This window comes from Plantactinospora sp. CA-290183 (genome assembly GCF_050936375.1).
Lineage (GTDB): Bacteria > Actinomycetota > Actinomycetes > Mycobacteriales > Micromonosporaceae > Plantactinospora.
The window spans coordinates 26246-37892 of sequence record NZ_JBNJMX010000030.1; the positions used below are offsets into that span (position 1 = coordinate 26246).

At 74.0% G+C, this 11647-nt stretch carries 7 protein-coding genes and 4 pseudogenes; all 11 read right to left on the reverse strand.

Features of this window, described 5'->3' with window-relative positions; genetic code table 11:
- Nucleotides 1–10: 10 nt before the first annotated feature.
- The 11 genes and pseudogenes from ACQEUR_RS23515 to ACQEUR_RS23565 all read right to left on the reverse strand — a co-directional run bounded on the left by ACQEUR_RS23515 (nucleotide 11) and on the right by ACQEUR_RS23565 (nucleotide 11486).
- Nucleotides 11–832 carry a shikimate dehydrogenase gene (locus ACQEUR_RS23515; RefSeq protein WP_433034944.1) on the reverse strand — a complete coding sequence of 274 codons (822 nt, stop codon included), beginning with the start codon at nucleotides 830–832 and terminating at the stop codon, nucleotides 11–13.
- A 1-nt stretch (nucleotide 833) separates the two neighbouring features.
- A complete protein-coding gene (mltG, locus tag ACQEUR_RS23520; protein WP_433034947.1) occupies nucleotides 834–2054 on the reverse strand; it encodes an endolytic transglycosylase MltG in 1221 nt (406 codons plus the stop codon).
- Nucleotides 2051–2527 carry a Holliday junction resolvase RuvX gene (gene ruvX / locus ACQEUR_RS23525; RefSeq protein ID WP_433034950.1) on the reverse strand — a complete coding sequence of 159 codons (477 nt, stop codon included), beginning with the start codon at nucleotides 2525–2527 and terminating at the stop codon, nucleotides 2051–2053. The genes mltG and ruvX overlap by 4 nt, the downstream gene beginning before the upstream one ends.
- A 136-nt stretch (nucleotides 2528–2663) precedes the next feature.
- A pseudogene (gene alaS / locus ACQEUR_RS23530) lies at nucleotides 2664–5340 on the reverse strand (alanine--tRNA ligase).
- Nucleotides 5337–5637, reverse strand: a pseudogene (locus ACQEUR_RS23535) (hypothetical protein). The pseudogenes alaS and ACQEUR_RS23535 overlap by 4 nt, the downstream one beginning before the upstream one ends.
- A 43-nt stretch (nucleotides 5638–5680) precedes the next feature.
- Nucleotides 5681–6176, reverse strand: a pseudogene (locus ACQEUR_RS23540) (DUF948 domain-containing protein).
- Nucleotides 6177–6360: 184 nt separating this feature from the next.
- Nucleotides 6361–6991 (reverse strand): annotated as a pseudogene (locus ACQEUR_RS23545) (hypothetical protein).
- A gap of 1286 nt (nucleotides 6992–8277) precedes the next feature.
- Nucleotides 8278–9210: a hypothetical protein gene (locus ACQEUR_RS23550; protein WP_433034953.1), complete on the reverse strand. Its 933-nt coding sequence runs from the start codon at nucleotides 9208–9210 to the stop codon at nucleotides 8278–8280.
- The gene (locus ACQEUR_RS23555) at nucleotides 9207–10769 is read right to left on the reverse strand and encodes a replication-associated recombination protein A (RefSeq protein WP_433034956.1); all 1563 of its coding nucleotides are present in this window, start codon (nucleotides 10767–10769) and stop codon (nucleotides 9207–9209) included. The genes ACQEUR_RS23550 and ACQEUR_RS23555 overlap by 4 nt, the downstream gene beginning before the upstream one ends.
- A 74-nt stretch (nucleotides 10770–10843) precedes the next feature.
- Nucleotides 10844–11056, reverse strand: coding sequence for a hypothetical protein (locus ACQEUR_RS23560; RefSeq protein ID WP_433034959.1), 213 nt, complete (start codon nucleotides 11054–11056; stop codon nucleotides 10844–10846).
- 148 nt (nucleotides 11057–11204) lie between these two features.
- A complete protein-coding gene (locus ACQEUR_RS23565; RefSeq protein WP_433034962.1) occupies nucleotides 11205–11486 on the reverse strand; it encodes a DoxX family protein in 282 nt (93 codons plus the stop codon).
- Nucleotides 11487–11647 lie beyond the last annotated feature (161 nt).

Below are 11647 nucleotides of genomic sequence, written 5' to 3' on the forward strand. Positions count from 1 at the left end.
TCGGAGCCGGTCAGGCCCCGCCGCGCGCCTCGGCCAGCGCGGCCCGCATCGCCGCCGGAGCGGCGACGCCGGTGAACTGCTCGAACTGGCCGACCGCCTGGGCCAGCAGCAGGTCGAGCCCGGACACGACCCGGCAACCGGCCGCCGCCGCGCCGGCCGCGAGCGGCGTCGGCCACGGGTCGTAGACGACGTCGAAGACCACCGTCCCGGTACGCCAGCGCGCCGCCGCGAACACGTCGGCCGCACCCTTCGGCACGGTGGAGACGAGCACGTCCGCCCCGACCGGGTCGCCCGGATCGACCCAGTCCTCGACCTCGAACCGGATGCCGAGCGTCCCGGCCAGCACGGCCAGTTCCTCGCCGGCCGGGCGCCGCCGTACCCGACAGGTGACCCGGGTCGCCCCCAGCCGCACCGCGGCGGCCAGCGCGGCCCGCGCCGTGCCGCCGGCACCGAGCAGCAGCACCTCGGCACCCTCACGCACGCCGGCGGCGGTCAGCACGTCGACCATCCCGGGCACGTCGGTGTTGTCGGCGGCCCAGGAGCCGTCCGGCCGGTGTACCAGGGTGTTGGCCGCACCGACGGCGGCGGCGACCGGGGAGACCTCGGTGGCCACCGCGAGCGCCGCCTCCTTGAGCGGCATGGTGAGGGACAGCCCGGCCCACTCCGGGCCGAGGCCGGCCACCCGGTCGGGCAGCTCGGCCTCGGCACACTCGACCGCCCGGTACGACCAGCCGGTCAGCCCGGCGGCCGCGTATCCGGCGTTGTGGATGACCGGGGAGAGCGAGTGGGCGATCGGCTTGCCCAGCACCGCCGCCCGGCGTTCCGGGGCCACCTCAGAGGATGCCGTTCTCGCGCGCCTTCTGGACGTTGCGGTCGTGCTCCTCGTTCGTCTCGGCGAACTCCGAGTGCCCCTCCTTGTCGATCGCCACGAAGAAGAGCCACTTCCCCGGCGGCGGGTCCGCCGCGCCCTCCAGGGCCTGCTTGCCGGGGTTGTTGATCGGAGTGGGGGTCAGCCCGGCCTTGCCGTGCATCCGGTACGGGTTGTCCTTGTCGAAGAGCTCGGCGTCGGTCATGCTCCTGGACGCCTTGGTCTTCTGGCCGGTCAACTCCCAGTAGTAGTTGACCCCAACGTCGAACTCCAGACAGTTCATCAGCCCGTTGCCGTTCTCGCAGTGCAGCACGTCGCCGTAGGCCCGGTTGTAGGCCACCCGGGCGATCTTGCCCAGGTCCTCGGCGTTGCCCGCCTCGGCCTGCGCCAGCGACGCCACGATCAGCGCCTCGTACGGGCTGATCCCGCCGCGCTTGGCCTCGACCGTCTTCACGAAGTCGATCTCCGTGGTGACGTCGAGGAAGCGCTGCACCATGTCCTTGAGGACGCTCTCCGCGGTCGCGTTCGGGTTGATCTCGTAGGTGTCCGGGAAGAGGAAGCCCTCGATCGACTTCTTGACCGGCTGGTTGTCCTTGCGGTTGAACCACCAGTCCGGTACGCCCAGCGCCTCCGGGTCCTTCGCCGCGGTCTCGAACTCCTTGACCGGGATCTTCATCTGCTTGGAGAGGAGCCCGAAGATCGCCTTCGCGGTGCGCCCCTCCGGGATGGTGAACTGGTTCGTCACCTTGTTCTTCAGGTCGAGCAGCAGCCCCAGCGCCGACTCGGCGTTCATCTCCTTGCGGACCTTGTAGAGGCCCGGCTGGATGTTCTGGCTCCGCGAGTTCGCGTCGGCGGCCTCGATGAACGCCTTGGTGCTCTTCACCACCCCGGCGGCGACCAGGGTGTTGGCGATCTCGGCGATGCTCTGCCCGGCCTCGACCTCGACCTGGACCTCGCCCTTGCCGCCACCGTCGTAGTCCGGCGTGAGGAAGTAGCCCTGGACCCGGTCGAAGCCGTACCAGACACCGCCACCCAGCACACCGAGCAGCAGGAACGTCATCAGCAGCGCGACCACCGTCCGGCCGCGCCCACCGCGCTTCTGCTTGTTGCGTTTCCGTTGTGCGCGCCGCGTGTGCCGCCCCTTTTCGGCACGCTCGTCGAACGCGAGCTCCAACTCGTCGATCATCCTGTCCGCCTCCGCTGCCTGTCCAGCCAGCTCTGCAGAATCTCCACCGCGGCCGCCTGATCGACCACCGCCCGTTGGCGCCGTCCTCGGACGCCCCGCTCGGACAGCCTACGAGAAGCCACGACGGTCGACATCCTCTCGTCCGCCAGTTCCACCGGAACCGGGGCGACGACCTCGGCCAACCGCCGCGCGTACGCGCTCACCTGGGTCGCCGCCAGCCCGTGCGCACCGGCGAGGGTCACCGGCAGGCCGACCACCACCTCGACGGCCTCGTACTCGACGACGAGCCGCGCGATCTCCGCGACATCCTGCGGAACCGGTGGTTCCGTGGCGTCGGGCGCGGCGGCCCGCAGGTCCCGGGCGAGCGTCACCAGCGGGGTCGCCAGGATGCCGTCCGGGTCGGACCGGGCCACCCCGACCCGGACCTGGCCGACGTCCACGCCGAGCCGCACGCCACGGCCGCGCCCGGTCATCCGAATCCTCCGCTCGACCCGCTGCCGGGCAGGTCACGCCGGTCCCGGGCGGGCAGCTCACGCCGGTTGCGGGCGGGCACCGCCGTGGCCGGGGATCCAGCCACGACCACCCGCCCGGAGAACCGGCCACCGGCACTCACGCCTCCGAGAGCGCCTTCTCGACCGCGCCCAGCAGATTGGGTGCCTCGCCCGCCGGCAGGCCGCCGCCCTGCGCCAGGTCGGCGTTGCCGCCGCCACGGCCGGAGAGGGCCCCCTTGACCAGGGTCGCCGCGGAGACGCCCCGGCCCTTGGCCGCGGCGTTGACCGCGACCACGAGCGACGCCTTGCCACCGGAGCGGGCCGCCACCGCGACCACCGCCGGACGGGCCGGGTCGATCTTGCCACGGATCTCCTGGGCGAGGGTACGGACGTCGTTGCCGGCCGCCCCCTCGGGCGCCTCGGTGCCGACGAAGGCCACCCCGCGCACGTCCCGGGCCTGCGCGGCGAGCGCCGCCGCGCCGCCCAGCACCAGCTGGGCGCGGAGCTTCTCCAGCTCCCGCTCGGCGTCCCGCAACTGGGCCACGGTCTGCTCCACCCGGTCGGCGACCTGCTCGCCCGGCACCCGGTAGAGCTCGGCCAGCCGGGAGACCAGCAGGTGCTCCTTGGCCAGGAACCGGAACGCGTCGAGGCCGACCAGCGCCTCGACCCGGCGCACCCCGGAGCCGATCGACGACTCGGAGAGGATCTTGACCAGGCCGAGCTGCGCGGAGCGCGCGACGTGGGTGCCCCCGCAGAGCTCGCGGGCGTAGTCGCCGACCTCGACGACCCGCACCTCCTCGCCGTACTTTTCGCCGAAGAGCGCCATCGCGCCGAGCCGGCGGGCCTCCTCCTGCGAGGTGATGAAGGCGTGCACCTCCAGGTCGGCCAGGAGCACCTCGTTGACCTGCTGCTCGACGTCGGTCAGCACGCTCGGCGACACCCCGGTCGGGGTGTTGAAGTCGAACCGCAGCCGGCCCGGCGCGTTCAGCGAACCCGCCTGGGTGGCCGACTCGCCGAGGAAGTTGCGCATGGTCTGGTGCACCAGGTGGGTCGCGGTGTGCGACCGGGAGATCGCCCGCCGCCGCGTCACGTCGATCTCGGCCAGACCGGCCTCGCCGGTGCGTACCTCGCCGCGGACCACCCGGGCCCGGTGCACGATCAGGCCGGGCAGCGGCTGCTGCACGTCGAGCACCTCGACCTGGCCGCCACCCACGGTGATCAGGCCGACGTCGGGCTGCTGGCCACCGCCCTCGGCGTAGAACGGGGTGGCGTCGAGCACCAGCTCGACCGTGTCACCCTCGGTCGCCACCTCGACCCGGCCGCCGCCGGCACCGAGCAGCGCCCGCACCGCCGACTCCCGGGACACCTCGGTGTAGCCGGTGAACTGCACCGCTCCGCCGTCGTCCAGCACGGACCGGTACGCGGACAGGTCGACGTGCCCGGTCTTGCGCGCCTGCGCGTCGGCCTTGGCCCGGGACCGCTGGTCGGCCATCAGCCGGCGGAACCCCTCCTGGTCGACCTGCAGGCCCTGCTCCGCCGCGATCTCCAGGGTCAGGTCGATCGGGAAGCCGTAGGTGTCGTGGAGCTGGAACGCCTTGTCCCCGGAGAGCCGGGAGCCACCCGCCGTCCGGGTCTGCTCGATCGCGGTGTCCAGGATCGTGGTGCCGGCCCGCAGCGTGGAGAGGAACGCGTCCTCCTCGGCGTACGCGTACGAGGAGATCCGGTCGAACTCCGCCGCCAGCTCCGGGTACGACGGGGACATGCAGTCCCGGGCCACCGGCAGCAGCTCCGGCAGCGCCCGGTCCTGCCAGCCCAGCAGCCGCATCGCCCGGATCGCCCGGCGCATGATCCGGCGCAGCACGTAGCCGCGCCCGTCGTTGGCCGGGGTCACCCCGTCGCCGATCAACATCAGCGCGGTCCGGACGTGGTCGGCGACGACCCGCAGCCGTACGTCGTCCGGGTGCGACTCGCTCGCCGCGTGCCCGGAGTGCGCGCCGTACCGCTTGCCGGTCAGCTCCGCCGCCCGGTCCAGGATCGGCCGCACCTCGTCGATCTCGTACAGGTTGTCCACGCCCTGCAGGATCGAGGCCATCCGTTCCAGGCCCATGCCGGTGTCGATGTTCTTCGCCGGCAGGTCACCGAGGATCGGGAAGTCTTCCTTGGAGGTGCCCGGGCCCCGCTCGAACTGCATGAAGACGAGGTTCCAGAACTCCAGGTAGCGGTCCTCGTCGACCGCCGGGCCACCCTCGGCGCCGTACGCCGGGCCGCGGTCGTAGTAGATCTCCGAGCAGGGCCCGCACGGCCCCGGGATCCCCATCGACCAGAAGTTGTCCGCCTTGCCCCGGCGCACGATCCGCTCGCTCGGCACCCCGATCTTCCGCCAGAGCGCCACCGCCTCGTCGTCGTCCAGGTAGACCGTGGGCCAGATCCGCTCCGGGTCCAGCCCGAAACCGCCCTCGGCAACCGGCTTGGTGACCAGGTCCCAGGCGAGCGAGATCGCGCCTTCCTTGAAGTAGTCGCCGAAGGAGAAGTTGCCGTTCATCTGGAAGAACGTGCCGTGCCGGGAGGTCTTGCCCACCTCGTCGATGTCCGGGGTACGGATGCACTTCTGCACCGACACCGCCGCCGTGCAGGCGCGCGCCTGCCTGGCCGGTACAGCACGGGCGCACCATGCCGGCGTTGACGAACAGCAGGTTCGGGTCGTCGATCGCCGGCAGCGGAGCGGACGGCACCACGGCGTGTCCGTTGGCCTCGAAGTGCGCCAGGTACCGCCGCTTGACTTCCGCCGTCTTCATCTGGTGCCTTCCTCCGGAAATAACTCGTCGTCGCCGATCCGCGGATCTCCGCGCAGCTCGGCGAACTGGTCGTCGTATGCCACACCCTCGGCGAAAGCCTGGTGGATCTGCTGTTCCCGCTCGGCCATGCCGTCCCGGACGTCGTCCGCGAAGTCTTTCAGCGCCTGGACCAGGCCGCCAGCGGATTGCGACACCGAGCTGTAGGCGAATGCCGCCAGGGTGTACGCCACGACCGCCCCGGATATCTTCGGACGTGCGCCGGCAGCAGCCGACGCCCAGCCAGAGCAGTCGCTTCATGGCCTCATCCTTCCTGCGTACCGGATCGCTCTCGCGGGCGGGATCAGCGGGCGGCGCGTCGGCTCGCCCGGCGCTGCTGCTTCAGGGTGGCGCGCACGTCGCGCTCGTCCTCGGCGTGCCGACGGGCGGCGGCCGCCTTGCGCACGCCGTACCCGAAGGCGGCCACCTTGATCAGGGGGTTCGCGGCGGCGGCCGAGATCACGGTGGAGAGGTTCGCGACGTTGGCGGTGACGTTCTGGGCGTGCCCGGTCATGGTGTCGATCTTGGCGAGCTGGATGTTGACCCCGTCCAGCGAGGTGCACCTGCCCCAGGGCGGTGTTCACGTTCGCCACCGTGGTGTTCATGTTGGTGAGCAGCGGGGCGCTGCGCTCGTTGAGGTCGTTGATCGCCCGGGTCGCGGCCTCGACCGTGCTGCCGAGCCGCCAGATGGGCCTGGCCAGCACCAGCACCAGCGTCAGGAACGCCGCGGCCGCGATGAGCGCGGCGATCTGTCCGATGAGGCTGACGATCTCTCCAGCGTCCCCGATGTCCTCCTCCATGCACCGTGCTACAGGCCGCGCCGTCTCGATGCCCTTGCGACCGTTGAGCCGGACAGCCGCTACCGCTTACCCCGGCGCGCTGTCCCTCACCCGCGGAACCGACGCCGACGCCGATCGGCGGTCGGGTGGGCACGCCCACCGATGCGCCGACACGTCACCCTACCGTCGGTGACGAACGTCGGCCTCACGACGGGGTGGGTGTGGGGGTCGTCCCGCCGAGGGGGTCGTCGGTGAAGACGGGATCCGGGTCCTCGCCGGTGAGGGACGGGTCGGTGCTCGGGCGCGGCCCGGTCCGGTCGTCCGCGATGGCGTTGCGGACCTTGATGGAGACCAGCGACCCCTCGCACCCGGCGGCCTGCGCCCCCGGGTCCGGCCCGGCCGAGGGTACGACCCCGGGCTGCGCGGGCGGACAGACCGGCGTACGCACCCACAGGTCGAGGGTCAGCTCGTCGCGCCGCCAGCAGCTGTAGTGCTGGTCCTCGACCGGCTGCTCGGGCAGAGCTACTGCCGGCGCCGCCGGCCATCTGCCGAGGCGGACTCGTACGCCTGTGCCGTCTCCTGCCAGGGCCGTTCGGACTCCACCGTCCGCTCGCGGAACCGGCACTCGATCAGGCACCACCGGCTGCCGCTCACCGCGTCGACGGTCTCGGTGGCGGCCTTGTTGCCGCCAGCATCGAAGTTCGAACTGCAGGGTCGGGTGGCTGCCCGGATGCCGAAGTAGGGCGTGCGCCACCGAGTACGAGGGCTCGCCGAGGAACAGCAGATCGTCTTCGGCGCGCGCCGGGCTGGCGTCGCAGGTCCGGCGACGCACGCACCAGGCCGAAGCTCGCCGTCGGCCGGCGCCTCGACGCCGACCCGGCCGGTGCCGTCGACGGCACCCGCCGGGACCGGGGTCACGCCGTCCGGCATGCCGACCCGGCTCGTGGCCACGGCAGCGCCAGCTCGCCCTCGCCCATCAGCGTCACCCGGCAACAGTTGCCAGGCGGCCGGCACCACCAGGTGGGCGCCTGCTCGGGCCGGACACCACGCTCCGCCGGACCGACCGCGCCGCCGCCGCGTACGCCGCTGACCGGCCGCACCGCGGCCGCGCCGGCGCCGCCGAGTACCCGCCGTCGGCATCGACGCTCATGCCGGCGCGCGCCGCGCCGAGCCGGTCCCGGTGGAGCAGGGAACTGAGCCGAGGCGGGCGAGACCACCGACCACGCAGGGTGAAGGCATTGATGCAGGGCCGGGACAGGGCGGAACAGTTCCGCGCGGTCCCGGCAGCGGCGCGGCAGCCGTGCCGGGCCCGGGCCGGAGCCGCCAGTCCGCCCGGGAGCTCGTCGAATCCCCCAGGTCCACCGGGCATGGCCGGCCGTCGAGATCGCGCTCTCCAGGCACGCGGCAGCGGCGGGCCAGCAGTCCGGCTCCGCCGGCGGCCTCGCCCCGGGTGGTCCACCCCGGGACCGGCCGGCGGCCGGGGGAGCGGCGGGCCGATCTCCAGGACTCGAACGCCGGGGCGTCCGCGGCAACGTCGCTGCCGACGCCCCCAGGCCGCGGCGGCGGCGCCGGGCGCGCCGGAGGGCGGTGTACCACCGCCCGGGAACCGGCGGCGGACAGCAGGACCGCACCGCGCGCCGAGCCGGCGGCGGGCGAGACCGCGCCGGCCCGCCAGGTACGACCGGCGACAGCGGTAGCAGGCCGTCGATGCCGGATCGGCAGGGCGGACACCGGTCGACGTCCGGGGCGTTGCGGGCCGCCGACACGCCGGGCGGCAGGTCGTCGGCCGGCGGTACCTCGTGCCGACCGCCAGTGCGGCCAGGCGGCGAGGCTCGGCGTCCAGGCATGGCCGCCGACGCCCCGGGCCAGTTCCTCGGCACCGTGCCGGCCACCGGCGCCGGGCCCCTCGGCGCTTCGCGCGGCCGCCGTCCAGGGTGTGCGGGGTGCTCGAGCACGACCTCCAGGGCGTTGCGCTTCCAGTCCGCCGCTCGGGCGGGACGGTTCGCCTCCGGGCGGGGCGGGGCGACGTCGGAGTCCGGAGCGGCGTGCGCGCCGGCTCGCGCACCGGGGGTCACCGGCGGCGGGGCGGCCGGCCGACGGCCCGGTTCGACGGCGGGGCCGGTCAGGCGCGCTCGACCAGGCCGGTCGCCCAGCTCGCGGGGCGGGCGTGCCGGCGCACCGGAGGTCGGGGTGGTCGGCAGCGACGGCGCGTTGCCCGACCAGGTACCAGGATGTCGCCGGAGTCCGGCTCGGCCGGCCGGGCGAAGCGGCCACCGGCGGACGGCGGCGCCGTCGGTACGGCGGGCGCGGCGAAGTCGCCGACCGGGGTGGCCCCGGAACGCCCGGACCGCCCGCTCGGGGGTGGTGGTGCCGCCGCCCGGCGTCCGGGCTCGTCGGCGGCGGTCCCGGCCGGGCTCCACGGGGGCGCCGGATCGACCGGCGCGCTGCCGTGCCGTGGACGGTGCGCCGCGCCGCCGGGATCGGTGCCCGGCTCGGCGGCTCGGCCGGACCGGTCGGGCGCGGCGAACGGCCTGGCCAGCTGCGGGAGGTCGTCGTGGCGCCCGGCCGCCCCGGAGGCCGGGGAGTCCGCTGCGGGACCGGAGGGCACCGGCGGAGGTCCGGGCCAGCGTCCGGGCGCCGACGCCGGGGGGTCGACCGGGGATCCGGCCGGTGGCAGGAAGGGCTGCCTGCCCTCCGGTGCGGCTCCGGCGCCGGGGCCGCCCGGCGCACCGCCCGGCCCGGCGAACGGTCCCGGACCGCCCGGCCCGCCGCGGCCGGCTCCCGGCGGCGGCGGCTCGTCGGTCTCCGGCGGTGCCAGCTCCGCCAGTTCGGCCATCCGCTCCGGCAGGGCGGCCACCGCGTCGGCGGGACCGATCTCCGAGCGCTCCGTCTTGGCGGTACGCAGGTCGGCGATCCAGCCGAGTTCCTCGCCGCTGACCTCCGGCTCCTCCGGCGCGGGCGCCTCCGACCTGCCCCGACCCCAGCGACGGCCCTTGGCCCGGGCTTCCCGCCGCTCGTCCTGGCCGTCCTCGCCCCGGTCCGAACCGAGCCTCACTGCTGATCCTCCCCCGCGGATGTCCCGCCACCGTCTGCCGCCACGCTGCCGTTCACCGGCGCGCTGCCGTCCACTGTCCGGCCGTCCGCCGTCGTCCCGCCATCGCCCGTACGCCCACCGTCGCCGGCCCGACCGGTGCCGCCGGCCCGCCCGGGGTCGGCCGTCGGACCGGTGTCGGGCGGAGCGGACAGCCCCCGGACGATCCGGCGCAGCAGTGGCAGTCGGGTGGCGACGGCCCGCTCGGCGCCATGGGCGCTCGGCCGGTAGTAGTCGACCCCGGCGAGGTCGTCGGGCGCGTACTGCTGGGTGACCACGCCCCGGTGGTCGTCGTGCGGGTAACGGTAGCCGGTGCCGTGGCCGAGCCCGCGCGCCCCGGAGTAGTGCGCGTCGCGCAGCGCCCGGGGCACCCCACCGCCCCGACCGGCCCGTACGTCCCCGATCGCCGCGCCGATCGCCACCGTCGCCGAGTTGGACTTGGGGGCGGTGGCCATGTGGATCACTGCCTGGGCGAGGTTGAGCTGCGCCTCCGGCAGGCCGACGTACTCCACCGCGTGGGCGGCGGCGGTCGCCACGCTCAACGCGCTCGGATCGGCCATGCCGACATCCTCGCTGGCGAAGATCACGATGCGCCGGGCGATGAACCGGGCGTCCTCGCCGGCCACCAGCATCCGGGCCAGCCAGTGCAGCGCGGCATCCACATCGGAACCCCGCATGCTCTTGATGAAGGCGCTCGTCACGTCGTAGTGCGCGTCGCCGTCGCGGTCGTAGCGCACGGCGGCCACGTCGACCGCCTGCTCGGCGGTGGCGAGGTCGATCCGGTCCCCGCCGAGGGCCGCCGCGGAGCCCGCCGCGGCCTCCAGGGCGGTGAGCGCCTTGCGCACGTCGCCGCCGGCCAGGCGTACCAGGTGGTCCTCGGCCTCGGGGGCGAGCGTGACGGCACCGCCCAGCCCGCGTTCGTCGGTGACCGCGCGGCGCAGCAGCCCACGGACCGCGTCGTCGGTCAGCGGCTGCAACGTGAGCAGGACGCACCGGGAGAGCAGCGGCGAGATGACCGAGAAGTACGGGTTCTCGGTGGTCGCCGCCAACAGCGTCACCGTCCGGTCCTCGACCGCGGCCAGCAGCGAGTCCTGCTGGGTCTTGCTGAACCGGTGCACCTCGTCGATGAAGAGCACGGTGGGCGGACCGCCGGCCCGGCGCTGGCGGCGGGCCGTCTCGATCACCGCCCGGACGTCCTTGACCCCGGCGGAGAGAGCCGACATCGCGACGAAGCGCCGCTCGGTGGCGCCGGCGACCAGGTGGGCGATGGTGGTCTTACCGCTGCCCGGCGGCCCCCAGAGGATGACCGACATCGGCGCGCGGCCCGTCACGAGTTGCCGCAGCGGCGCGCCGGGCGCGAGCAGGTGGTCCTGCCCCACGAGTTCGTCCAGGTTGGCCGGGCGCATCCGGACCGGCAGCGGGGAGTCCGCGGACGGTACGGTGAAGCCGTCGGCGCCGCTCCCAGCGGATACGGTGCGTCCACCGCCGGGATCGACCAGAGAGAACAGACCGTCGGACTCCATCACGAAGACACTACCGGCCCGGTTCCGCGTGCCGGAAATGCACCGAAAGCCGGGCCGGTCGTGTACCGGCAGGGTCAGCCCCGGCCCGGCCGGCGACCCCGGTACCAGCGGCCACCGCCGCCACCGCCCGGACCACGGCCGACCCCGGCGAGGTAGAGCGCCAGGCAGAGCAGTCCGATCAGCGTGAGGGTCTCGAAGTTGAACAGGTCGGGTGCGCCGAGGTCCGAGTCGAAGAGGTCGAGCAGCAGCGCGAAGCCGAAGACGGCGGCGGCGATGTAGGCGAGCATCCGTTCCTCCCGGTGGGGGTTCCAGTGAGTCGACGCCGGATGTACCCGGGGACGTCGTCCGCCAACCCCCAGACATTCGTGTTGGTGAATGTCAGCTTCCCGCGGACCGACCGGCCGGGGCAGGACGGGTGATCGGACGCGGCACCGGTCACCCGGTGAAGGACTCGGGGCCGAAGCGGCCCCACGCCACGAAGCCGGCCAGGGCGAGATAGACCAGGTCCGCCACCAGGTACGCGGTCTCGCGACGCCGGAAGCGGGTGATCGCCGCACCGACCATGACTATCACCAGGCCGAGGGCGGCCAGCGGCACCAGAACCGGCGCGATGTCGAGCACGGCGGGCAGGATCAGACCCACCGCGGCCAGGACCTCGAGGGCGCCATGCCGGCTGTGCCGACGCGCCTGCCACGGCGGCGAGAGTACATAGGCCATCCTCGCTGGGCTTCGGCAGCAGCCCCCATCGCCGTATGACCAGCAGCGCGCGCCTCCGTAGGCGTCGGCAACACGGCGAAGCCGGTCCGCTCTGCCGTCCACAGTAAGTTCATGGTTTCTCCATGGCGGGGTTTGCGAGCTGCGTCTCGAGTCGGAGGCGT

Coding starts and splice junctions, on each gene's coding strand:
- mltG (WP_433034947.1), bottom strand. CDS start 2,054: ATGATCGACGAGTTGGAGCTCGCGTTCGACGAGCGTGCCGAAAAGGGG.
- ruvX (WP_433034950.1), bottom strand. CDS start 2,527: ATGACCGGGCGCGGCCGTGGCGTGCGGCTCGGCGTGGACGTCGGCCAG.
- ACQEUR_RS23555 (WP_433034956.1), bottom strand. CDS start 10,769: ATGGAGTCCGACGGTCTGTTCTCTCTGGTCGATCCCGGCGGTGGACGC.
- ACQEUR_RS23560 (WP_433034959.1), bottom strand. CDS start 11,056: ATGCTCGCCTACATCGCCGCCGCCGTCTTCGGCTTCGCGCTGCTGCTC.
- ACQEUR_RS23565 (WP_433034962.1), bottom strand. CDS start 11,486: ATGGCCTATGTACTCTCGCCGCCGTGGCAGGCGCGTCGGCACAGCCGG.